Genomic DNA, 22,094 nt, shown 5'->3' with positions numbered 1-22,094 from the left:
GGAGCGCGCAGCCGACGGAATCAGAAGTTGATCATGTGTCCGGTCAGCCCGTGGAAGCATTCCTGCAGTGCCTCCGACATGGTCGGGTGCGTGTGCACGTTGCGGGCCAACTCGTTCGCGGTCAGGTCCCACTTCTGCGCCAGGGTCAGTTCGGGCAGCAACTCCGAGACGTCGTGGCCGATCAGATGACCGCCGATCAGCTCACCGTAGCGAGCGTCGGCGATCAGCTTCACGAAGCCGCTCGGGTCGCCCACGCCGTGCGCCTTGCCGTTCGCGGTGAATGGGAACTTGACCACCTTCACGTCGTAACCCTCGGCCCTGGCCTGCTCCTCGGTGAGTCCGAAGCTGGCCACCTGCGGCTGACAGAAGGTGGCCCGCGGCATCATCCGGTAGTCGCCCAGCGCCATGGTCTCGGCCCCGCCGATGGTCTCGGCGGCCACCACGCCCTGCGCCTCGGCGACGTGCGCCAGCTGCAGCAGCCCGGTGACATCCCCGATGGCGTAGATGTGCGGCGTCGAGGTCTGCATGTACTCCCCGACGCCGATGGCGCGGCGCTCGGTCAGCGCGACACCGGCCGCCTCCAGGCCGTAGCCGTCGACATTGGGGGCAAACCCGATGGCCTGCAACACCTTATCGGCCTGCAGCGTTTCGGTCTGGCCGTCCTTGCTGACCACCACCGACACCGTGGACCCGTCATCGGTGATGCTCTCGACCTTGGTTCCGGTGCGGACCTTGACGCCCAGCTTCTTGAACTGCTTCTCGATCTCCTTGGACACCTCGGCGTCCTCATTGGGCAGCGCCCGCGGCAGGAACTCCACGACGGTGACGTCCACGCCGTAGTTGGCGAGCACGTAGGAGAACTCCATGCCGATGGCCCCGGCGCCGGCGATGATGATCGAGGTCGGCAGCTCCCGGCTCAGGATCAGCTGCTCATAGGTGACGACGTTGTCCGACAACGAGGTGCCCGGCACCAAGCGGGTGCTCGACCCGGTGGCGATGATCGCGTTGGTGAACGTAACCGTCTCGGTACCACCGTCGTTGAGAGCCACCGACAGCGTGTTGGGGTCGGTGAATGTGCCGTAGCCATGGATCTCGGTGATCTTGTTCTTCTTCATCAAGAAGTGCACCCCGGCCACCCGGCCCTCGGCGACCTTGCGGCTGCGGTCGAAGGCCGCCCCGTAGTCGAACGTGGCTTCGCCGGTTATCCCGAAGGTTTTGGCTTCCTTGGTGAAGATGTGGGCGAGCTCCGCGTTGCGCAGCAGCGCTTTGGACGGAATGCAGCCGACGTTGAGGCAGACGCCGCCCCAGTACTTGGGCTCGACGATGGCGGTGTTCAGGCCCAGTTGGGCGGCACGAATGGCCGCGACATATCCGCCGGGGCCGGCTCCAAGAACGACGACGTCATAGTGGGTCACGGACTCACCCTAGCGGGAAGTGGCTGCCCGCCGCCCGGGCCCGCAGCCATCCGTCGCCTCCGGCGGGGAGCCGGCGGCCGACCGAGGGCGCGCCGCCGTCCGCGCGCGCTGGGCAGGGACGTTGCTGCTCCCACCGGCCCGCTGTTTCCCGGCCGCGGCATAGGGGTATCCCGCCGCCGGGCTTCACCGCAACCGGGTTCGTCTAACCCGGTATCGGCGCCGAACACCTGCTGTGGGGTTGGCATGCACCACAGATAGCTCGGCGCCGCCGAGCACGGGGGGAAATCGCGGTCACTTATCTGACCGACCGCGTGAACAATTTGAGGGGGAACACTTTCATGACGAGTTCGCTGAGACCGCATTTCGAGGATGTGCAGTCGCATTACGACCTGTCCGATGAATTCTATCGGCTGTTTCTGGATCCGACGCAGACCTACAGTTGCGCGTATTTCGAGCGCGACGACATGAGCCTGGAGGAAGCTCAGCTCGCAAAAATCGATCTTGCGCTGGGCAAGCTCGGACTGCAGCCCGGGATGACACTGCTGGATGTCGGCTGCGGTTGGGGAGCCACCATGCGCCGGGCCATGCAGCGTTACGACGTCAACGTGATCGGGCTGACCCTGAGCAAGAACCAGGCCGTCCACGTAGCGGCGGCTTTCGACGCGATGGACAGCCCGCGCAGCGGGCGCGTGCTGCTGCAGGGCTGGGAAGAGTTCGACGAGCCGGTCGACAGGATCGTGTCGATCGGGGCCTTCGAGCACTTCGGGTATGACCGCTACGACGACTTCTTCGAGTTCGCCTACCGCGCACTGCCGGCCGATGGGGTGATGCTGCTGCACACGATCGTGGCGGCCAGCAACGAGGAGTTCCAGGACCGCGGGCTGAAGTTGACGATGCGGTTGCTGCGGTTCGTGAAGTTCATCATGGAGGAGATCTTCCCGGGGGGCCGGCTGCCACAGGTGGCGCAGGTGAGGCAGCACGCGACCGGCGCCGGCTTCCGCATCACCCGGACTCAGCCACTGCGACTGCACTACGCGCGCACTTTGGACAGCTGGGCGGCGGCATTGGCGGCCCACCGGGACGAGGCGATCGCAATCCAGTCCGCGGAGGTCTACGAGCGCTACATGAAATACCTCACCGGCTGCGCCGAACTGTTTCGAAATGGCAACACCGACGTCTGCCAGTTCACCTGCCAGAAATAGGGCCCGGCACGTTCGCGGAATTTCGAAAGGAAACCCGGCCCATGGTTGAGGAATCGGTTCGCAATAGACCTATGCGCCCCCATTTCGAGGACATCCAGGCACATTACGATCTCTCCGACGACTTCTTCGGCCTGTTCCAGGATGCCAGCCGCACGTACAGCTGCGCCTATTTCGAACCTCCCGAACTCACGCTCGGCGAGGCTCAGATCGCCAAGATCGATCTCAACCTGGACAAGCTGAAGCTGCGGCCGGGCATGACGGTGCTGGACATCGGCTGCGGCTGGGGCGCCACCATGAAACGCGCGGTCGAGAAATATGACGTCAACGTCATCGGGTTGACGCTGTCGAAGAACCAACTCGCCTATACCCGGCAACTCCTCGACCAGCTGGACACCAACCGCTCACGGCGGGTCCTGTTGCACGGGTGGGAGGAATTCGACGAGCCGGTGGACCGGATCGTGTCGATCGAGGCGTTCGAGCACTTCGGCTTTGAGCGTTACGACGACTTCTTCAACAACTGCTTCAAGATCCTGCCCGATGACGGGCGGATGACGATCCAGAGCAGCGTCAGCTACCACCCCTATGACCTCAATGCTCGTGGCAAGAAGCTGAGTTTCGAGACGGCACGGTTCATCAAGTTCATGGTCACCGAGATCTTCCCGGGTGGCCGGCTGCCGTCCACCGACATGATGGTGCAGCGCGGCGAGAAGGCCGGTTTCATTGTGCCCGAAGCACTCTCGCTGCGACCGCACTACATCAAGACACTGAAGATCTGGGGCGACGCACTGGAAGCCAACAAGGACATCGCCGTCCAGCTCACCTCCGAAGAGGTCTACCAGCGCTACATGAAGTACCTGCGCGGGTGCGAACACTACTTCGCCGACGAGATGCTCGACGTCAGCCTCGTGACATACCTCAAGCCGAGGGCATAGCCACGTTTCGGCAAGTGCGCCAAGCAGCATGCGTCCGCTCCCGGCATCCGGGGCGGGGCGATCCCCTGACCCACCGAAAGGCAATGCCGCCATGGCCAAAGAACTGACACCACATTTTGAGGACGTCCAGGCACATTACGATTTGTCCGACGACTTCTTCCGGCTGTTTCTGGACCCGTCGCAGACCTACAGTTGCGCCTACTTCGAGCGCGATGACATGACGCTGGAAGAGGCCCAGCTCGCCAAGATCGACCTGGCGCTGGGCAAGCTCGGCCTGCAACCGGGAATGACGCTGCTCGACGTCGGCTGCGGCTGGGGCGCCACAATGCGGCGGGCGATCGAACGCTATGACGTCAACGTCATCGGCCTGACCCTGTCAAAGAACCAAGCCGCCTATGTAGAGCAGACTTTCGACTCAATGGACAGTCCCCGCCGCAGGCGGGTGCTGCTGCAGGGCTGGGAACAGTTCTACGAGCCGGTAGACCGGATCGTCTCGATCGGGGCGTTCGAGCACTTCGGCCACGACCGCTATCCCGCGTTCTTCTCGATGGCCTACGACGCGCTTCCCCCCGACGGAGTGATGCTGCTGCACACCATCTGCGGCCTGAACCCGAAGTACGCCAAAGAACTGGGCATTCCACTGACATTTGAGTTGGCCCGCTTCATCAAATTCATCATGACCGAGATCTTCCCCGGCGGCAGGCTGCCGTCGGTCTCGATGGTCGAGGAGCGCGCTACCGAGGCCGCCTTTACCGTCACCCGGGTGCAGTCGTTGCAGCCGCACTACGCCAGGACCTTGGACTGCTGGGCGGCAGCGCTGGAATCGCATCGCGAGCAGGCCATTGCGATCCAGTCACAGGAGGTCTACGACCGGTACATGAAGTACTTGACCGGCTGCGCGAAGATGTTCCGGCAACGTCAAGTCGATGTCAACCAATTCACCTTGGTGAAGTAGGTATTCCGGGCGAGAGCCCGAGCATGCGAGCCGTCAGCTCAGTACGGAAGAACTCCGGCGACGCAGCGGCTCACATGCTGGCAGTAGTAGTGCCCGTACAGCGGCGCCGCGGCAACCGCGGACGCGAACACCGCCGACATCAGCGCGATTGCCACCGCCGACACCAGCGGCTTCTCCCCCACCATCGCCACGATCAGCCCGGCGACCATACACACCACGGCATAGACCAGCACCACGAAGACGGCCGGTGTCTTGTCGGCCAGGGCGTACCACCAGGAGAACAGCCCCAGGCCGATCCCGGCTGCCGGAACCCACACCGCCAACAGCACCAGGGCCAGCTGCCACCACTTCAGGAATTGGTATTGGCCGGTGAGGACCACCGGTTTGGTTGGTTTGGCCGGTTTGGCCGGCGACGATGCAGGCGCCGCCGCGTAGCTTTCCGGTTCAGGCCACGCAATCGGCTCGGCACCGGTGATCGGCTCGTCCAGCGCCTCCGTCGGCCCGGGCAGCGGTACCGGGTGCGGCCCGGTGTCGAAGATCGGCGCCATGTGCGGCTCGGTCATGGGCAGTGACCCGGTGTCGGTGGTCTCAGACACCCGACACCACCTGAATCGCGGCCAGTGCGCCGAACCACCCGACCGCCAGCGCGAGCAGAAACGCACCCAGGGCGGTTACCCACCGACGCGAGGAGACGAACACCAGCACCAGCCCCGCGATGCTGGGCGCTCCGAGCACCAGCGTGATCGCGACGTCCGGGCGCAGCGGAGCGGTGATGACCAGGCTCAAGCCGATCCCGGCCAAGATGCCGACCGCCGCCCCGACCAGCATGGCGCTGCTCAACAACCAAGGGCGTGGCAGCGGAATCACACCACCAGATTTTACGGCGACCGCACCGTTCAGCGCGGTAACGACCCGGTGATCACCGGGACTGTTTCCAGCAGCGTGTTCTCAACGTCGGTGAAGGCCCGGCCGCGAGTCAGGAACCGCATGCCTTCGGGCGCCTCCAGGCTGAACCCGGCGCCGCGGCCCGGCACCACGTCGATGATCAGCTGGGTGTGCTTCCACGCGGCGAACTGCGGACCGGAGATCCAGACCGGCACTTCGATGCCGGCTCCCCCGTTTTCCAGGTCCAGGACGCCGAGCAGCACGTCGTGGTCGCCGATGATGAAGTCACCGTCGGGGTAGCACATCGGCGCCGACCCGTCGCAGCAGCCGCCGGACTGGTGGAACATCACCGGACCGTGGCGAGCCACCAGACGCGCCACCAGGTCGGCGGCCGCGTCGGTGATCAGCACCCGGTCCGGCGCGTCCATCAGAACAAACCGTTCGCCGACTGGGAGTAGGACACCAGCAGGTTCTTGGTCTGCTGGTAGTGGTCGAGCACCATCTTGTGGTTCTCCCGGCCGATGCCGGACTGCTTGTAGCCGCCGAACGCCGCGTGCGCGGGATAGGCGTGGTAGCAGTTGACCCACACCCGGCCGGCCTGGATGTCGCGGCCGGCCCGGTAGGCGGTGTTGCCGTCGCGGCTCCACACCCCGGCGGCCAGCCCGTAGAGGGTGTCGTTGGCGATGGCGATCGCGTCGTCGTAGTCGGTGAACGAGGTCACCGACACCACCGGGCCGAAAATCTCCTCCTGGAAGATCCGCATCTTGTTGTGGCCGGCGAAGATCGTCGGCTGCACGTAGAAGCCACCGGAGAGCTCGCCGCCGAGTTCGGCGCGTTCCCCGCCGGTGATGACCTTCGCGCCCTCCCCCTTACCGATCTCGATGTAGGACAGGATCTTCTCCAGCTGGTCGTTGGAGGCCTGCGCGCCGATCATCGTGGTGATGTCGAGCGGGTCGCCCTGGCGGATCGCTTTGGTGCGGATCGCGGCCAGCTCCAGGAACTCGTCGTAGATGGGGGCCTGAACCAGCGACCGCGACGGGCAGGTGCACACCTCGCCCTGGTTCAAAGCGAATCCGGCAAACCCCTCTAAAGCCTTGTCCTGGAAGTCGTCGTTCGCCGCCAGCACGTCGGAGAAGAAGATGTTCGGGCTCTTGCCGCCCAGTTCCAGGGTGACCGGGATGATGTTCTGGCTGGCGTACTGCATGATCAGCCGCCCGGTGGTGGTCTCCCCGGTGAAGCCGATCTTGGCGATCCGGTTGCTCGACGCCAGCGGCTTGCCGGCCTCGACGCCGAATCCGTTGACCACGTTGACGACACCCGGCGGCAGCAGGTCGCCGATCAGGCTCATCAGGAACAGGATGGACGCCGGAGTCTGCTCGGCCGGCTTGAGCACCACCGCGTTACCGGCGGCCAGGGCGGGCGCCAGCTTCCAAGCCGCCATCAGCAGCGGGAAGTTCCACGGGATGATCTGGCCGACCACGCCCAGCGGCTCGTGGAAGTGGTAGGCGACGGTGTCGTCGTCGAGTTGGCTCAGCGCACCCTCCTGGGTGCGGATCGCCGCGGCGAAGTAGCGGAAGTGATCGGCGGCCAGCGGGATGTCGGCGGCCAGGGTCTCCCGGACCGGCTTGCCGTTGTCCCACACCTCGGCGACGGCCAGTTCCTCGCGATGTTGGTCGATCCGGTCGGCGATCTTGGTCAGAATCGCCGCCCGCTCGGCCGGGGAGGTCTTGCCCCACGCCGGGGCGGCGGCGTGCGCGGCGTCGAGCGCCAGGTCGATGTCGGCCGCCGTGGAGCGGGGGATCTCGCAGAACGGCTGACCGGTGACCGGGGTGGTGTTCTCGAAGTACTCACCGCCGACCGGAGCCACCCACTGCCCGCCGATGAAGTTCCCGTAGCGGGACTCGTAGCTCATCAGCGCGCCTGCAGAACCCGGACGTGCGAAAACGGTCATCGATGCTGCTCCTTAGCCGTGGGTGTTACTCAACTCACAGTACCGCCGCGGTCACAATGACTTCCATGCCTGCGCATCGTGCCCGCGACTTTGAAGACCCGTACCTGTGGCTGGAGGACGTGACCGGCGAGCGGTCACTGGACTGGGTGCGCGCCCACAACACCCCGACCGTCGACGAGTTCGCCGGCGACGACTTCGAAGCGATGCGCACCGCCGCCCTGGAGGTGCTCGACACCGACGCCCGCATCCCCTACGTCCGGCGCCGCGGCGAGTACCTCTACAACTTCTGGCGTGACGCCGCCAACCCGCGCGGGCTGTGGCGGCGCACCACCGTGGACAGCTATCGCACCGACAGCCCCGACTGGGATGTGGTGATCGACCTCGACGAGCTGGCGCGCGCCGATGACGAGAACTGGGTCTGGGGCGGGGCCAACGTGATCGAACCCCACCACACCCGGGCCCTGATATCGCTGTCCCGCGGCGGGTCTGACGCCGTCGTTGTGCGTGAATTCGACTTGGTGGCCAGGGAATTCGTGGGTTCGGACGGACAGGGCTTCGAGCTTCCCGAGGCCAAGACGCGGATCGGCTGGGAGGACGACGACACCGTCCTGGTGGGCACCGACTTCGGCGCCGGTTCGCTGACCGAGTCCGGATACCCCCGAATAGTGAAGCGATGGCGCCGCGGTCAGGATCTGGCACAGGCGGAGACGGTGTTCAGCGGGTCGGCCACTGATGTGGTTGTGGCGGCGGGCCGAGACCGCACGCCGGGATTCGAACGAACCCTGGTGTCGCGTGCGATCGACTTCTTCAACGACGAAGTCTACGAATTGCGCGAGGGCGAGCTGATCCGCATCGACGCGCCCACCGACGCCTCGGTGTCGGTACACCGGCAATGGATCCTGATCGATCTGCGCACCGACTGGGACACCGGCACCGCGTCGTATCGGGCCGGCTCCCTGTTGGCCGCTGACTACGACGAGTTCCTGTCCGGCACAGCGCAGTGCAGCGTCGTCTTCGAACCGGACGCTCACACCGCGCTGCATCACTACGCGTGGACCCGTGATCGACTGATCCTGGTCACCCTGCACGACGTGGCCAGCCGGGTAGAGGTGGTCACGCCCGGAACCTGGCAGCGCCGGCCCGTCGCCGAGGTACCGGACAACACCAACACCGTGATCGCGGCCGCCGACGACACCGGCGACGAGATCTTCCTGGACTCAAGCGGATTCGACCGGCCATCACGACTCCTGCACGGTCCCGTGGACGGGCCGCTGACCGAGATCAAATCGGCTCCAGCGTTTTTCGACGCCGACGGACTCGATGTCAGCCAGTACTTCGCCACCTCGAAAGACGGCACCGCGATCCCCTACTTCGTCGTGCGCCCAGCGGGCGCCACCGGCGCGACACTGCTGGGCGGCTACGGCGGATTCGAGGTGGCACGCACCCCGGGTTACGACGGCGTGCTGGGCCGGCTGTGGCTCGAGCGCGGGGGGACCTACGTGCTGGCCAACATCCGTGGCGGCGGCGAGTACGGGCCCGGCTGGCACACCCAGGCGATGCGTGCCGGCCGTCATCTGGTGGCCGAGGATTTCGCCGCGGTGGCAACCGATCTGGTGGAGCGCGGTATCGCCAGAGTCGAGCAGCTCGGCGCGGTGGGCGGCAGCAATGGTGGGCTGCTGATGGGCATCATGCTCACCGCGTACCCACAGTTGTTCGGCGCACTGGTGTGCCAGGTGCCGTTGCTGGACATGCGCCGCTACCACCTGCTGCTCGCCGGTGCTTCCTGGGTGGCCGAGTACGGTGACCCGGATGACCCCGAGGAGTGGGAGTTCATCAGCAAATACTCGCCGTACCAGAACATTTCCGCCGATGCCGCCTACCCGCCGGTGCTGATCACCACGTCCACCCGCGACGACCGGGTGCATCCGGGGCATGCCCGCAAGATGACCGCGGCGCTTCAGGACGCCGGGCACCGGGTCTGGTACTACGAGAACATCGAGGGCGGCCACGGCGGTGCGGCCGACAACGCGCAGGCGGCGTTCAAGTCCGCGCTGAGCTTTTCGTTCCTGTGGCGGATGCTGGGGCGGGCCTGACACTGTGATCGCCGACTGGCCCGTGCCGGCGGCCACCATGCACTCGTGGAAGTGTTCTAAAGCGTCGCCCCCTCAGGACTTGCGCAAACCGCCCACCAGCGCGATTCCCACCCCGACCAGCACCAACACCGCCCCGGCCGCCAGGGTCAGATTGAGCCACAGGTGCAGGCTTGCTTCGGCCACATCGGCGAGGGCATCGGTGATCCGGCGAATGTCGCCGGTGGCCTGGCTGAGCACCTGGTTGAGGAGGCGCCGCGCCACTTCGACGCCCGACCAGCCGATCGCGCCCACCAGCAGCGCCGACACACCCAGGCTCGCCAGGGCCCTGCCCCGGCGCCGTGCCGCGACCAGCGTCAGGATCGCGCACAACCCGGCCATCGCGCCCAGGACGACAGTGAGCAACGGTCCCCACACCGAGAGCCGGTGTAGCCCACCGGGCCGCATCACCTCGGTGGACGTCGACGTCAGCGGTATGGTCAGCGACGCGGGCAGCGTTATGGGGTAGTCGGCCAGCAGTTGCGCAAACGAGTCGTCCCGCAGCATCGGTATCACGTCGATCTCCCAGGGACCGGGATCGCCGACGTTGAGGAGCCACGCGTGGCCGTCCCGGTTGACGCGAACGAACTGCGCCGGAAACGACGGTCCGGCGGTGTATTCGCGGGCGGCCTGCCGTACCTCCGAGGGGTCGATGCCGAAGCCGCTCCCCCGGATCAGCTGCACGGTCTGAGCACTGAGCTCGGCCGCGACCGCGTCCTGCAGGGCCGGTTGGGCCGCGGCACGGGCAGCCAGCCGCGCGTAACCGTCGGCATCGATGAGGTTGTACTGCGCCCACGCCGTCGGCAGCGCCACCGCAAGGCTCGCGGTGGCCAGCAACCAGAACAGTGTCGCGGTGAAGACGCGCACTATTTCGCGGTGCGGCGCGGCCGCGCCAGCGCCAGCTTGGTGATGAGCCGGTTGCTTCGGGCCAGCGTCTTGAGCGAATTGTGGTAGAAGTTCCCGCCCGCGCCGACGTTGGTGCGCGGCGCGACGACAGTCTCCTGCCGACAGAACTTGCGGATACCGTCCACACCGCCGAAGCGCGCCCCGATGCCCGAGGTCTTCCAGCCACCCATCGGCGCCGTCGTGCACATCAGGTTGGAGATCACGTCGTTGACGTTCACGGCCCCGCAGTCCAGCTGCAGCGCAATGTCTTTGGCTCGCGCGACGTCGCGGGAGAACACCGAGGCGCTCAACCCGTAGGCGCTGTCGTTGGCGAGTCGGATCGCCTCGTCGACGCTGGCGACCTTCATGATCGGCAGGGTCGGGCCGAAGGTCTCCTCGGTCATGCAGGCCATCGAGTGGTCGACGTCGACCAGCACGGTGGGCGGGTAGAAGCTGCCCGGGCCGCCTGCGCGCTCACCGCCGGTCAGTGCGCGCGCTCCGGCGGCCAAGGCTTCCTTCACGTGCCGCTCGGTGATGGCGAGTTGCTGGTCGCTGATCAGAGCTCCGAAGTGCTTGCCCTCGCCGGTGCCCATCTGCAGCGCCTCGACATCGCGGACGACCGCGGCGACGAACTTGTCGTAGACGGGTTCCAGCACGTACACCCGCTCGACCGACACGCAGGTCTGCCCGGCGTTGAACATCGCGCCCCATACCGCGGCGTGCGCGGCCAGGTCGATGTCGGCGTCCTCGCACACGATCATCGGGTCTTTGCCCCCGAGTTCGAGGCTGACCGGCACCAGCCGGCTTGCGGCCCGTTCGGCGACCTTGCGCCCGGTGGCGGTGGAGCCGGTGAACTGCACGTAGTCGGAGTTGTCGATCACCGCTTCGGCCACCTCGCGCGCACCCTGCACCACCGCGAACACGTCCGGGGCGCCGGAGGCCAGCCAGCCCTGGCGAAGGAGCTCCGCGGTGAGCGGGGTCTGCTCGGACGGCTTGAGCAGCACCGCGCAGCCGGCCGCCAAAGCTCCGATGGCATCCATCAGCGCGTTGGCCACCGGGTAGTTCCACGGCGCGATCACGCCGACCACCGGCCGGGGACGGTAGTGGATGGCGATCTTCTTGATTCGCATCAGGGGCAGCGATGCCGGCCGGGTCTCCGGGGCGACCGCCTTGTCCATCACCTTGATCACGTACGACAGGATCATGATCAGCAGCGGCACCTCTTGCGCGGCGTCGGTGCTGGACTTGCCGGTCTCGGCGATCAGCAGCTTCTCGATCTCGTCGCGGTGCTCGCCGAGCCACAAGGCGAAACGGGCCAGGGCCTTGGCCCGGCCCTTGGCGCCGCGGTGCTCCCATTCCCGCTGGGCGGTGCGCAGCCCGGCCGCGATTTTTTCGACGTCAGCGGGGTCGGTCCACCGCACCTCGCCGGCCCTCTCGCCGGTGGCGGGGCTGAACACGGTTCCGGTGCCGGTGAAGGTGGCGACTGAATTGGTGGCGGTCATGGCGCCATGCTAGTCCGGGCTGTGATCCGGATCGCACCGGGCCTCGACAGGTGTCAAGTCCGGCGAGCCTACGTTTTTAAGCCCCGCAGGTAGGCGGCCTGCCCCAAATGCTGGGCACAGTCATCGATGATGCTGACCAGCCGCACCCCCGCCGTCACCGGCGGATCCCAGTGGGTATCGACAACCCGAGCCAGTTCATCGGCGGTGACGCCGTCGAGGTAGCCCAGGGCCAACTGGTGCACGCCGTGGTAGTAGCCCGCCAGCAGCTGGGCCGGGGCGCGGACCTTGGCGACATCGGCCGGGCTATGGCCGTACCCACTGTCATCACGCGGCAGGTCCAGGCCGAACCGATCCACCCACCCGTCACGGGTCCACACCTGCTCGACACCGGCGACCTGCGCGATCTGAATGTCCTGCACGCGGGCGCTGTGCCACAGCAGCCACGCGATGCTGTTGGCCTGCGCCGTCGGCCGATAGTCGGCCACCTCGTCGGTGAGCCCGTCGGTGAGTTCGTCGGCGTGCTCGATCAACCGAGTGAACGCGTCGCGGAGCAGGGCCCGCAGAGCGGCGGTTGCGTCATTCTCCGTCATACCGCCCGACGCTACGCCTGGTGGCAGACCGCCTCGACGTTGTTGCCGTCCGGATCGCGGACGAAGGCGCCGAAGTAGCCGGGGTGGTACTCGGGCCACAGCCGCGGCGCGTGCAGGGACTCCGCACCCTGCCCTACCGCGGTGTCGTAGAACGCCTGCACCTGCTGCGGGTCAGCGGCGCTGAACGCGACATGGACCTCGCGGTTAGGGCCCGAGGCGTCACCCGCGCCGGCGTCGGCGATCCAGAACGTCGGCTTGCCGTCTCGTCCGTAGCCGACGGCCACACCGACATCCATCTGCCGCGTGTAGCCCAGCACGTCGAGCACCGCGTCGTAAAACTTCTGCGATTTCGCATAGTCACTGCAGTTGATGCCCACGTGGTCGATCACGGAATACATCCTGGCATGAGGAACCGCAGGGTCGTAGATTAACTAGATGAGCCTCGACGTCGTGGTCCGCAACGGCACGATTGTCGATGGACTGGGTGGCCAGGCCTGTGTCGGCGACGTCGGGATCCGCGATGGCGTGATCGTTGAGGTCGGCAGGGTCACCGGAGACGCCCAGCATGTCATCGACGCGACCGGACTGCTGGTCACACCGGGTTTCGTCGACCTGCACACGCACTACGACGGGCAGTCCATCTGGTCGGATCGGCTCAATCCTTCCTCGGCGCATGGCGTGACGACCGCACTGATGGGCAACTGCGGGGTGGGTTTCGCGCCGTGCCGGATCGAGGACCACGACGTGCTGGTGGATCTGATGGCCGGCGTCGAGGACATTCCCGGTGTGGTGATGACGGACGGGCTGCCGTGGACCTGGGAGACGTTCCCACAGTTCATGGATGCCGTTGATAAGCGGCAGCGGGATATCGACGTGGCGGCGTTCCTGCCGCATTCACCGCTGCGCGTCTACGTGATGGGACAGCGCGGTATCGACCGTGAGCCGGCTACGCCCGACGACCTGGAGCAGATGCGCCGGCTGGCCCAGGAGGCCGCCGAGGCTGGGGCACTGGGGTTCTCGTCGTCGCGGCTGATGACCCACCGCACCAAGACCGGTACCCAGATCCCCAGCTATGACGCCTCCTACGCCGAGATCCTCGCCATCAGCCGCGGCCTGGCCGACGGCGGGGGCGGGTTGATCCAGTTCGTCCCGGATCTTCCGAACGGTGCATATCAGCCAGTGCTGCAGCAGGTTTTCGACGCGGCGACCGAAGCAGGTGTGGCCGTCACGTTCAGCCTGCTGATCGGCAACGCCGGTGAGTCGATCTGGCCGGACGCGATGGCCATGCTGGAGAAGGCCAACAGCTCCGGCGCCGAGATCACCGCGCAGGTCTTCCCGCGACCGATCGGACTCATGTCCGGGCTGGACCTGAGCATCCACCCGTTCGTGCTGTACCCGAGCTACCAGGAGATCGCCGGCCTGCCACTGGCGGAGCGAGTGGCCCAAATGCGCAAACCAGAAGTGCGGCAGCGGATTCTGGCCGACCGACCCAGCATCGTCCCGACCAACCCGATCGCCTACCTTTCCCAGTCCTGGGACTGGACATTTCCGCTCGGCGACGACCCCGATTACGAGCCGGATCGGTCGAAGAGCATTGCGGCGCGGGCCAGGGCACGCGGCGTCTCCCCGGAGGAGGAGGCATATGACCGGCTGCTCGACGACGACGGGCACGAGATCCTGCTCAACGCACTGGCCAATTTCGAGAACAACTCGCTGGACACCGTCGGGACTCTGATGCGCCGCGGCGACGTGGTGCTGGGGCTGGGCGACGGCGGCGCCCACTACGGGATGATCTGCGACTCAAGCTTTCCCACCTATGTGCTGACGCATTGGGCCCGCGACCGCGCGGCCGGCCGGCTCAGTGTCGAGGAAGCGATCCGCGAACTGACGTCCACACCGGCCCGGATTGCCGGACTCGAGGACCGGGGGCGCATCGCGGTCGGCTACAAGGCCGACCTCAACGTCATCGACCACCGGAACCTGCGGCTGCACAAGCCGGTGGTCACCTATGACCTGCCGGCCGGTGGACGCCGGTTGGATCAGACCGCCGACGGCTACGTCGCAACGATCGTCTCCGGCGAGATCATCGCCGAGAACGGCAAGCCCACCGCGGCCCGGCCCGGCAGGCTGGTGCGCGGCCGTCAGCCCGCGCCGGCCTGAGCCTCAGCCGGGTTCACCGGCGTACCGTTGTCCGATGTGACTGAGCCCCCAGAGCCCAAATACACCCACGGCCATCACGAATCGGTGCTGCGCGCCCACCGTGCCCGCACGGCGCAGAACTCCGCGGCCTACCTGTTGGAGTCGCTGGCGCCGGGCTTGCAGTTGCTGGATGTCGGCTGCGGGCCGGGAACCATCACCGCGGATCTGGCCGCCCTCGTCGCGCCGGGCCGGGTGACCGCCATCGAGCCGGTACCCGAAGCCCTGGAGCTGGCCCGCGCCTGCGCACGTGAGCGCGGGCAGCGCAACATCGACTTCGTGGTCGCCGATGTACACGCATTGCAGTTCCCCGACAACAGCTTTGACGTGGTGCATGCCCACCAGGTGCTGCAGCACGTCGCCGACCCGGTGGCCGCGCTGGCCGAAATGCACCGGGTGTGCAAGCCGGGCGGCGTGGTGGCGGCGCGGGACAGCGACTACGAAGCGTTCACCTGGTACCCGGCGTCGGCGGAGTTGGACGACTGGCTGCGGCTCTACCGTGACGCCGCGCGCGCCAACGGCGGCGAGCCCGATGCGGGCCGGCATCTGCTGGCCTGGGCGCACGCGGCCGGGTTCACCGACGTCACCCCGACGACGAGCGCGTCGTGTTTCGCCACTCCCGCCGACCGGGAGCACTGGGGCGGCATGTGGGCCGACCGGATTCTGCAGTCGGCCATCGCCGAACAGCTGCTCGACAGTGGTGCCGCCGATCAGGGGAAGCTGCAGGCGATTTCGCAGGCGTGGCGGGACTGGGCCGATCACCCGGACGGCTGGCTGGCGATCCTGCACAGCCAGATCCTGTGCCGGGTATGACGACTCAGAGCAACCGCTGTTGCGGGGTGGAGCGGGCGACCAGTTCGGCGTCGCTGGTCACCACGTCGCCCAGCACCTGGTCGATGCGTGCCAGCAGCTCGTCGGGGATCCGCACGCCGGCGGCTTTGACGTTCTCGGTGACCTGCTCCGGGCGCGACGCCCCGACCAGAGCGGCGGCCACGTTGTCGTTCTGCAGCACCCAGGCGATCGCCAGCTGCGCCGTCGTCAGCCCCAGCTCGGCGGCGATCGGCGCCAGCTGCTGGACGCGGGTCAGCACGTCGTCGGTCATGAACCGTTTGATGAAGTTCGCCCCGCCCTTCTCGTCGGTGGCACGTGACCCGGCCGGCGGTGGTTGACCCGGCAGGTATTTGCCGGACAGCACCCCTTGGGCCATCGGTGACCAGACGATCTGGCTCAGGCCCAGTTCCCGGCAGGTCGGGACCACCTCGGGTTCGATGATTCGCCACAGCATGGAGTACTGCGGTTGGCTGGAGATCAGCGATACGCCGAGTTGGCGAGCCAACCCGTGCGCGTTGCGGATCTGCTCGGGCGTCCACTCGCTGACCCCGATGTAGAGCGCCTTGCCCGCCCGGACGATGTCGGCGAAGGCCTGCATGGTCTCTTCCAACGGGGTGAAGGGGTCATAGCGGTGCGCTTGGTAGAGGTCGACGTAGTCGGTGCCCAGCCGGCGCAGCGACCCGTCGATGGCCTCCATTATGTGCTTGCGGGACAGGCCGGTGTCGTTCTTGCCCAAGGGGGCCGAGCCGATCGGCCAGTAGACCTTGGTGAAGATCTCCACCGATCCGCGGCGCCGTCCTTTCAGTGCCGCCCCGAGCACCTCCTCGGCGGCACCGTTGGCGTACACGTCGGCGGTGTCGAACGTGGTGATACCGGCATCGAGCGCGGCATGCACGCACGCGGTGGCGACGTCGTTCTCGACCTGCGATCCGTGGGTGAGCCAGTTGCCGTAGGTGATCTCGGAGATCTGCAGGCCGGAGTTGCCCAGGTAGCGAAATTCCATAGCATCACAGACTAGTCGAATCACATTGCTGTCACTGATAATTCGACGGCGGACAGCGCCAGCGTGACGCCTTCGTCTTCATCTCCTGATGCGCAGGTGCCATTATGTAGCACCAGGTAGCACAATCCTGTATCTTCGATCCTATGCCGGCACAGCCCGAGATCACCCAGCGCGACCTACGGAATCGATCGAAGGAGATCATGGATGCCGTCCAGCACGGGCAGGCTTTCATCGTCACCCGGGACGGGCATCAGATCGGTGAACTGATTCCGCTGCGCCAGCGCAGGCGATTCGTGCCCCGTGCCGAGTTCGCGGCGATGTCGCGCGGCGCACCCGACATTTCGATTGACGCTTTCCGAGCCGACCAGGACGCCACCGCCGATCACGATGCGGACGGCCCCTATGCCCGCTGATCATCAGCAGGGCCTGCTCGACACCAACATCATGATTCTGCGTCGGTGGATCGATCCGCAGCTGCTGCCGAAGGCGATGGCGATCAGCGCGATAACTCTGGCGGAACTGTCGGCCGGACCGCACGAGGTGCGCCGAAACGACGAACAAGACGACTACGACGAGCATGTCGAACGCGCCCGCCGCCTGGATGTGCTCCAACGCGCCGAAAACGAGTTCGACCCGATCCCCTTCGCCGCCGAAGCCGCGCGGATCTACGGCCGGGTGTGCGCCGCGGTCATCAGCACCGGCCGCAAACCCCGCCGCCGAGTCGCCGATCTGATGATCGCCGCCGTGGCGATCGCCGAAGACCTGCCACTGTTCACCACGAACCCGCAAGACTTCCACGGGTTGGACGAACTGTTGACCGTCGTTGCGGTGCCGCGACTCGACGCACCGCGGTCCACATAACAGGAGCATCGCGTTTATTCCGTGTCGGACGGACTGTGGTCAATCAGCCCGATGCCGCCGACGTGTGATCGAATTGCTGGACCATCGAGGACAATTCGGCTCTGGTGGCGACACCGGCCTTGACCGTCGCCCGGTAGACGTGGCCTTCCACGGTGCGCACCGACAACGACATCGCCTCGGCGATGTCGCGGTTGGACAGGCCCTGGGCCACCAGCAGGGCGATCTCACGCTCGCGCCCGGTCAGCGGGAGGGTCACCTTGGCCGCGGCCAGCGCCGGGCTGACGGCCCCGCCGCACTGCTCGGCGAGTTGGCGGGCGCGCGCGCCGGCCGACAGTGCGCTGCCGCGCAGACCGGCCTGCCGATAACTCGCCGCGGCCTGCGCTGCGGCGTCAGCTGCGGCCAGCACATCGCCCATGGTTTCGAACTCATGCGACGCTGCGTCCAAGCCGGCATTGTCGCTGTCGGCCAACGCGCGCGCATACCGGGCCGCGACCGGCGCCCGGGGACCTTCGACGATGCCCGCCAGCTCGCCCAGCCGGTCGGCGACCGCTGCGTCACCCAGCTGCGCGGCGGTCTGCAGGCACATCACTTCGCGAGCGAACTGACCGTGGTCGCGGGCGAATGTTGCTGCCTCAGAAGCACTCTGGCGTGCCTCGCCGGCCCTTCCGCGCACCGCCGCCACCCATGCGGCCGCCAGCAGGTAGCCGGACTCGACGTAGCAGTAGGCCGGATGCCGGCTCTCGCGGGTGGCCTGCAACGACGTCACGGCGGCGTCGACCTGCCCGCTACGAGCCAGCGCCTCGGTGTGCGGGATCCTGAACCGGTAGAAGATGCCGCTGATCTCGCCGTAGCTGCCGATCCCGGCGCCGGCCGCGCCGAGGCAACGCAGCGCGGTGGGCAGATCGCCACGGCCGAGTGCGGTCATGCCCAGCACCGCGGTCGCCATCGCGCTCACCATCCCGGGCAGTTCCGCGCACAGCCTATGGCGGGCCTGCGCGACCACCGTCGCGTCCTCGATGCGGCCGGCGGCCAGCAGCGCGTAGGCGTGGAATTCGGCCAGCCCGCTGCCCTGGAAACTGTCCTGGGGCGATTCGGCGATCACCGCGTACCCGGCCTCGGCTTGCTCGACGGCCTGACTCGTCCGTCCCAGATCGCCCAGCGCGATGACGTCGGCGCACCGGCCCAAGGTCTGGCCGAACGAGTCGAGCCGGCCGAGGTCGACCCCGGCCAGCGCGTCGACGGTTTCGGCCGGCCTGCCGGCCAACACCAGCTGGACGGCACGGAACGTCCGCAGCGCCGCATCATCGTTGCCGCGCAACGCCTGTTCGGTCACCTCCCAGGCCTGCTCGGGACGTTGCAGCACCCACAGCAGGTTCGCGGAGCGCAGGATCACCGGGGTGACGAATCCGGTCGCGGGCAGCGCAGATGCGTCGACGGTGCTGAGTATCTCCTCGGTTTCCGAACCCTGCTCGCGCATGAACAACACGTAGGCGAGCAGCAGTTTGGCCGCCGGGCTGTCGCTGGCGTCGACGGCGGCACGCGCGAACCGCTCGGCCAACGCGAGGTCGAGTCGCGAACGCGCGATGTTGGCGGCCCGCGACAGCACCGCGGCGTCGGGCGGCAGATCCGATTCCAGCCACAACAGCCCCAGCCGAATCGGATCCACCCGGGCGGGCTCGCGCGCCATGGCGGTCGCCACGTCGCCCCGCAAGCGGCGCAACCGCAGCGGGCCGCATTGCTGCAGCCGGATCTCCCCGTAGAGCGGGTGGCCCACGTAGACCGCGTCGGCGCTCGGCGGCACCCGGATCAGTCCGCGCTCCTCGGCCACCTCGACGGCGTGCGGGCTGGCCAGTGTCATCAGGCAGGACCGGTCGATGGGTTCGGCGACCGCCACCAGGTCGACCACCTCGCGCACGTCGTCGGGCACCGCGCCGATCTGGGTTTCGACCAGCTCGACCAACGTCGGCGACACCGACAATCCGGCCGTCCAGCACCATTGCCCGGCCTCGCACACCAGCCGGCCGGCCGCGCGTTCCTGCTCGACGAGATGGCGCAGGTACAACACGTTTCCGCGAGTCAGCTTCCACATCCGCACCAGGCAGTCCGGGTTCACCGCCCCCAACACGGAGGCCAGCAACTCCTCGGCTTCCGGACGTGACAGCGGTTGCAGTTCGAGCCGCCGCAGCACACCGTCCTTCCACAGCGTGGACACCGCATCGGGGGCGGGTTCGCCGTTGCGGACGGTGGCGATCACCTGAATGGGCGCAGCCGCGCCGTGCGCCACCAGTTGATGCACGGCCAGTGCCGACAGATCGTCCAGCAGGTGCGCGTCGTCGACGACCACCAGCAGCGGCGCATCTCCGGCACCGGCCCTCAGCTCGGTGATGACCTGGCGCGCCATCGCCATCGGATTGGCGTCGAAGTCGTCGACCCATTGGGCGAACGCGCCCAGCGGTACTGAGCGCCCGGTCGCCGTGCCGGCCAGCCGACTGACCGCCCAGCCGGCGGCGGCCATCGCTTCGGCGGCCTCGCGGGCCAGCCTGGTTTTTCCCACACCGGCTCGACCGGCGATCAGAACACCCCGCCGCTCGGTGTCGGCGAGCGCGTCTGCCACCAGCTGGAGTTCTTCCCTCCGGCCCGTCAAAGGCCAGCGGTCACTCATTCGTCGATCGTAAACACCTTGGGACACCGACGGTTACTACTCAGGAATCTTGTGTAGTTCAGCGTCCAGCTTCTGGTTCGCCAGCCTGATGACGCTGTCCAGCCCTTCTAGTTCGATCTGCAGGTACTGGCAGATCACCTCGTCGGCGACACCGGCGTCGCGCAGTCGCAACGCCAGGGAATGCGCATCGGGAAGTCTCCGCAGCGCCGTCTCGTAGCGGTCCGCGGTGTCCCCGATGCCATGGAAAGCGGTCACGTCTGCCCTCGATTCGGTGATCCCCGATTCGGTCGATCCCCACTCTGTCCGCGCCGGCGGCACGCGGTATCCGTGGACGACTACCCGATTCCCGGCGTCGTGGGGTCTGCGACTACCCGCAATCCGGTGCTGACTACACAGCCGCCGATGTGAGTAGTCGGCACTGTAGCGGGCCCAAGGACAGGTAGTGCGCTACGGAGCCGGATGCGAGTTCCTGAGCCGACGCTAAGGGGTGCTGGTGTCGGTTCGGTCCCGGGAGGTCCTCATGTCTGGTCATCGTCGCGGTCGGGTGATCGGCGCCGGCACTGTCGTCGGCGCGTTCCTGGCGTTTGGGGTGGCTCCGTTGGCGTCCGCGCCGACCGCCCGGGCCGATGAGTTCGCCTGGATCGACGACCTGTTCGACCCGTCGGCGTGGCAGGCCCTGGCGGTGGGTGCCGCACCGGCCACCGGCGATCCCACCGACTGGGCGGCACTGTTCGACCAGTGGATCTACCAGCCGATCCACGACGTCGGGCAGGACTGGATCGCCAGTACGTTCGGTGCCCAGGTGGACGCGGCCATCAACCAGTACCTGGGGCCGCTGTTCGGCACCGATCTGCTGATCGGGAACGGTCTGGCCGGAACCCAGACCGATCCCAACGGCGGCGCGGGCGGACTGTGGTTCGGTGACGGCGGCGCCGGCTGGGACAGCACGGTGGCCGGTGAGGCCGGTGGCAACGGCGGCGCGGCCTTCTTCGGCGACGGCGGCGACGGCGGCCTGGGCGGCTCCGGGGCCGACGGCGGGGCCGGCGGGGACACCGCGTTCGGCATCGCCGGCGACGGCGGGACCGGCGGCACCGGAGGCAACGGCGGGGCCGGCGGCGACGCGACCGGCTGGCTGTTCGGCAACGGCGGGACCGGGGGACTTGGCGGGACCGGGTCGGTCGGCGCGGCCGGTGTCGACGGTGTCGGCCCGGGCGGCAGCGGCATGGCCGGCCTTACCGGTGGCATCGGCGGTGTCGGTGGGGCCGGCGGCAACGCCGCCCGGCTGATCGGGTCCGGCGGGTCCGGCGGGACAGGCGGGACCGGCGGGACCGGCGGGGCGGGCGGCGGTGGCATCAGCGGCGCGGCGGCGACCTTCGCCGCCGGTACCGGCGGCAATGGCGGTAGCGGCGGAGCAGGCGGGACCGGCGGCCACGGCGGTAATGGCGGCGCAGGCGGGACGAACGGAGTATTCGGTGCCTCCGGCTCCCAGGGCACCGGCGGCGCAGGCGGGACCGGCGGCCACGGCGGCACACCGGGCGACGGCGGTACCGGCGGGGCCGGGAATGCCGCGACTCCCGACGGCGGCGCAGGAGGCAACGGTGGCGACGCCGGTGCCGGCGGTGCCGGTGGCATGGGCGGTGACGGCGCCACGACAGGCGCCGACGGTCTGGCCGGGGTCACACCGGTCAACGTCGGGAATGGCGGCACCGGCGGCGCCGGCTGGGATGCGACCACGGTGGGCGGAACCGGCGGCAACGGCGGGGCCGGCGGCAACGGCGGTGATCACGGCGACGGCGGTGACGGCGGGGCCGGTGGGCGGGGCGGCACCGGCGCGGTCGGCGGCGACGGCGCCAGTCCGCAGTACGGCGCCGGCGGTGACGGCACCGCCGGGGGCACGGGAGGGACCGGCGGTGTCGGCGGCAATGGCGGTTTGGGCGGTTCCATCTCCGGTGACGGCGGCACCGGAGGCGCCGGCGGTGTCGGCGGGACCGGCGGCAACGGCGGGAGCGGCGGCGCCGGCACTACGACGACCCCCTTCTTCAACTACACCGGCGATGGCCTGCCCGGCGGCAACGGCGGCGCCGGTGGCGACGGT

Annotated in this window: 21 protein-coding genes; 9 read left to right on the top strand and 12 right to left on the bottom strand. The window is 67.8% G+C overall.

Features of this window, described 5'->3' with window-relative positions; translation table 11 throughout:
• Positions 1 to 20 precede the first annotated feature (20 nt).
• Positions 21 to 1,415, bottom strand: coding sequence for a dihydrolipoyl dehydrogenase (gene lpdA / locus ABW16_RS13065; RefSeq protein ID WP_047319616.1), 1,395 nt, complete (start codon positions 1,413 to 1,415; stop codon positions 21 to 23).
• A 338-nt stretch (positions 1,416 to 1,753) separates the two neighbouring features.
• Between lpdA and ABW16_RS13060 the strand changes: the two genes are divergently transcribed.
• From ABW16_RS13060 to ABW16_RS13050, 3 genes are all read left to right on the top strand, one after another.
• Positions 1,754 to 2,617: a cyclopropane mycolic acid synthase family methyltransferase gene (locus tag ABW16_RS13060; protein WP_047319615.1), complete on the top strand. Its 864-nt coding sequence runs from the start codon at positions 1,754 to 1,756 to the stop codon at positions 2,615 to 2,617.
• Positions 2,618 to 2,658: 41 nt separating this feature from the next.
• Positions 2,659 to 3,549 (top strand): cyclopropane mycolic acid synthase family methyltransferase, encoded by an 891-nt coding sequence (locus tag ABW16_RS13055; RefSeq protein ID WP_047319614.1) that lies wholly within the window; start codon positions 2,659 to 2,661, stop codon positions 3,547 to 3,549.
• Positions 3,550 to 3,640: 91 nt separating this feature from the next.
• On the top strand, positions 3,641 to 4,504 hold the full coding sequence (locus ABW16_RS13050) for a cyclopropane mycolic acid synthase family methyltransferase (RefSeq protein WP_047319613.1): 864 nt from the start codon (positions 3,641 to 3,643) through the stop codon (positions 4,502 to 4,504).
• Between the two features lie 38 nt (positions 4,505 to 4,542).
• Here the strand turns inward: ABW16_RS13050 and ABW16_RS13045 are convergent, their stop codons facing one another.
• Genes ABW16_RS13045 through adh form a run of 4 tightly spaced genes read right to left on the bottom strand, consistent with a single transcriptional unit; the run spans position 4,543 to position 7,340 of the window.
• Positions 4,543 to 5,100, bottom strand: coding sequence for a hypothetical protein (locus tag ABW16_RS13045; protein WP_052956894.1), 558 nt, complete (start codon positions 5,098 to 5,100; stop codon positions 4,543 to 4,545).
• Positions 5,093 to 5,371, bottom strand: a complete 279-nt coding sequence (locus tag ABW16_RS13040; protein ID WP_082134098.1) for a putative holin — start codon at positions 5,369 to 5,371, stop codon at positions 5,093 to 5,095. Before ABW16_RS13040 ends, ABW16_RS13045 begins: the two co-directional genes overlap by 8 nt.
• A 29-nt stretch (positions 5,372 to 5,400) precedes the next feature.
• Positions 5,401 to 5,817 carry a DUF779 domain-containing protein gene (locus tag ABW16_RS13035; RefSeq protein WP_047319611.1) on the bottom strand — a complete coding sequence of 139 codons (417 nt, stop codon included), beginning with the start codon at positions 5,815 to 5,817 and terminating at the stop codon, positions 5,401 to 5,403.
• Positions 5,817 to 7,340, bottom strand: coding sequence for an aldehyde dehydrogenase (adh, locus tag ABW16_RS13030; protein ID WP_047319610.1), 1,524 nt, complete (start codon positions 7,338 to 7,340; stop codon positions 5,817 to 5,819). The genes ABW16_RS13035 and adh overlap by 1 nt, the downstream gene beginning before the upstream one ends.
• Before the next feature lie 56 nt (positions 7,341 to 7,396).
• On the opposite strand from adh, the gene ABW16_RS13025 reads away from it, so the two are divergent.
• On the top strand, positions 7,397 to 9,433 hold the full coding sequence (locus ABW16_RS13025) for a prolyl oligopeptidase family serine peptidase (protein WP_047319609.1): 2,037 nt from the start codon (positions 7,397 to 7,399) through the stop codon (positions 9,431 to 9,433).
• A gap of 72 nt (positions 9,434 to 9,505) precedes the next feature.
• Here the strand turns inward: ABW16_RS13025 and ABW16_RS13020 are convergent, their stop codons facing one another.
• The 4 genes from ABW16_RS13020 to ABW16_RS13005 all read right to left on the bottom strand — a co-directional run bounded on the left by ABW16_RS13020 (position 9,506) and on the right by ABW16_RS13005 (position 12,835).
• A complete protein-coding gene (locus ABW16_RS13020) occupies positions 9,506 to 10,336 on the bottom strand; it encodes a hypothetical protein (protein WP_047319608.1) in 831 nt (276 codons plus the stop codon).
• Complete coding sequence (locus tag ABW16_RS13015) at positions 10,336 to 11,856, bottom strand: aldehyde dehydrogenase family protein (protein WP_047319607.1); 1,521 nt, start codon at positions 11,854 to 11,856, stop codon at positions 10,336 to 10,338. The genes ABW16_RS13020 and ABW16_RS13015 overlap by 1 nt, the downstream gene beginning before the upstream one ends.
• A gap of 68 nt (positions 11,857 to 11,924) precedes the next feature.
• Positions 11,925 to 12,446, bottom strand: coding sequence for a mycothiol transferase (locus ABW16_RS13010; protein ID WP_047319606.1), 522 nt, complete (start codon positions 12,444 to 12,446; stop codon positions 11,925 to 11,927).
• Between the two features lie 11 nt (positions 12,447 to 12,457).
• Positions 12,458 to 12,835, bottom strand: a complete 378-nt coding sequence (locus tag ABW16_RS13005; protein ID WP_047319718.1) for a VOC family protein — start codon at positions 12,833 to 12,835, stop codon at positions 12,458 to 12,460.
• Between the two features lie 46 nt (positions 12,836 to 12,881).
• Here ABW16_RS13005 and ABW16_RS13000 point away from each other — a divergent pair, with 46 nt between their 5' ends.
• Both ABW16_RS13000 and ABW16_RS12995 read left to right on the top strand, forming a co-directional pair.
• A complete protein-coding gene (locus tag ABW16_RS13000) occupies positions 12,882 to 14,606 on the top strand; it encodes an N-acyl-D-amino-acid deacylase family protein (RefSeq protein WP_047319605.1) in 1,725 nt (574 codons plus the stop codon).
• A gap of 36 nt (positions 14,607 to 14,642) precedes the next feature.
• Positions 14,643 to 15,455: a class I SAM-dependent methyltransferase gene (locus tag ABW16_RS12995; RefSeq protein ID WP_047319604.1), complete on the top strand. Its 813-nt coding sequence runs from the start codon at positions 14,643 to 14,645 to the stop codon at positions 15,453 to 15,455.
• Between the two features lie 4 nt (positions 15,456 to 15,459).
• On the opposite strand, the gene ABW16_RS12990 is transcribed toward ABW16_RS12995, so the two are convergent.
• Entirely contained in the window at positions 15,460 to 16,476 is a 1,017-nt protein-coding gene (locus ABW16_RS12990) for an aldo/keto reductase family protein (RefSeq protein ID WP_047319603.1), read from the bottom strand.
• Between the two features lie 143 nt (positions 16,477 to 16,619).
• Here ABW16_RS12990 and ABW16_RS12985 point away from each other — a divergent pair, with 143 nt between their 5' ends.
• Both ABW16_RS12985 and ABW16_RS12980 read left to right on the top strand, forming a co-directional pair.
• Positions 16,620 to 16,889, top strand: coding sequence for a type II toxin-antitoxin system Phd/YefM family antitoxin (locus tag ABW16_RS12985; protein ID WP_047319602.1), 270 nt, complete (start codon positions 16,620 to 16,622; stop codon positions 16,887 to 16,889).
• A complete protein-coding gene (locus ABW16_RS12980) occupies positions 16,879 to 17,337 on the top strand; it encodes a type II toxin-antitoxin system VapC family toxin (RefSeq protein WP_047319601.1) in 459 nt (152 codons plus the stop codon). The genes ABW16_RS12985 and ABW16_RS12980 overlap by 11 nt, the downstream gene beginning before the upstream one ends.
• 43 nt (positions 17,338 to 17,380) lie before the next feature.
• Here ABW16_RS12980 and ABW16_RS27995 read toward each other — a convergent pair whose 3' ends face one another.
• Positions 17,381 to 19,999 carry a LuxR C-terminal-related transcriptional regulator gene (locus ABW16_RS27995; protein WP_047319600.1) on the bottom strand — a complete coding sequence of 873 codons (2,619 nt, stop codon included), beginning with the start codon at positions 19,997 to 19,999 and terminating at the stop codon, positions 17,381 to 17,383.
• Between the two features lie 36 nt (positions 20,000 to 20,035).
• Positions 20,036 to 20,254, bottom strand: coding sequence for a hypothetical protein (locus tag ABW16_RS12970; RefSeq protein WP_233424765.1), 219 nt, complete (start codon positions 20,252 to 20,254; stop codon positions 20,036 to 20,038).
• A gap of 265 nt (positions 20,255 to 20,519) precedes the next feature.
• On the opposite strand from ABW16_RS12970, the gene ABW16_RS26400 reads away from it, so the two are divergent.
• Positions 20,520 to 22,094 (top strand): PGRS repeat-containing protein (locus ABW16_RS26400; protein ID WP_047319716.1); only part of this gene is annotated, 1,575 nt, incomplete at its 3' end.

This window comes from Mycolicibacter heraklionensis (assembly GCF_001021505.1).
In the GTDB taxonomy this organism is placed as follows: domain Bacteria; phylum Actinomycetota; class Actinomycetes; order Mycobacteriales; family Mycobacteriaceae; genus Mycobacterium; species Mycobacterium heraklionense.
This window is presented reverse-complemented; position numbering and strand designations above follow the sequence as displayed.

What these genes read in the sequence shown, in the direction of transcription:
- ABW16_RS12980 (WP_047319601.1), top strand. Translation starts at nt 16,879, where the DNA reads ATGCCCGCTGATCATCAGCAGGGCCTGCTCGACACCAACATCATGATT.
- ABW16_RS13000 (WP_047319605.1), top strand. Translation starts at nt 12,882, where the DNA reads ATGAGCCTCGACGTCGTGGTCCGCAACGGCACGATTGTCGATGGACTG.
- ABW16_RS12990 (WP_047319603.1), bottom strand. Translation starts at nt 16,476, where the DNA reads ATGGAATTTCGCTACCTGGGCAACTCCGGCCTGCAGATCTCCGAGATC.
- ABW16_RS13050 (WP_047319613.1), top strand. Translation starts at nt 3,641, where the DNA reads ATGGCCAAAGAACTGACACCACATTTTGAGGACGTCCAGGCACATTAC.
- ABW16_RS12985 (WP_047319602.1), top strand. Translation starts at nt 16,620, where the DNA reads ATGCCGGCACAGCCCGAGATCACCCAGCGCGACCTACGGAATCGATCG.
- ABW16_RS13010 (WP_047319606.1), bottom strand. Translation starts at nt 12,446, where the DNA reads ATGACGGAGAATGACGCAACCGCCGCTCTGCGGGCCCTGCTCCGCGAC.
- ABW16_RS13055 (WP_047319614.1), top strand. Translation starts at nt 2,659, where the DNA reads ATGGTTGAGGAATCGGTTCGCAATAGACCTATGCGCCCCCATTTCGAG.
- ABW16_RS27995 (WP_047319600.1), bottom strand. Translation starts at nt 19,999, where the DNA reads ATGAGTGACCGCTGGCCTTTGACGGGCCGGAGGGAAGAACTCCAGCTG.
- ABW16_RS13035 (WP_047319611.1), bottom strand. Translation starts at nt 5,817, where the DNA reads ATGGACGCGCCGGACCGGGTGCTGATCACCGACGCGGCCGCCGACCTG.
- ABW16_RS13025 (WP_047319609.1), top strand. Translation starts at nt 7,397, where the DNA reads ATGACTTCCATGCCTGCGCATCGTGCCCGCGACTTTGAAGACCCGTAC.
- ABW16_RS13060 (WP_047319615.1), top strand. Translation starts at nt 1,754, where the DNA reads ATGACGAGTTCGCTGAGACCGCATTTCGAGGATGTGCAGTCGCATTAC.
- adh (WP_047319610.1), bottom strand. Translation starts at nt 7,340, where the DNA reads ATGACCGTTTTCGCACGTCCGGGTTCTGCAGGCGCGCTGATGAGCTAC.
- ABW16_RS13015 (WP_047319607.1), bottom strand. Translation starts at nt 11,856, where the DNA reads ATGACCGCCACCAATTCAGTCGCCACCTTCACCGGCACCGGAACCGTG.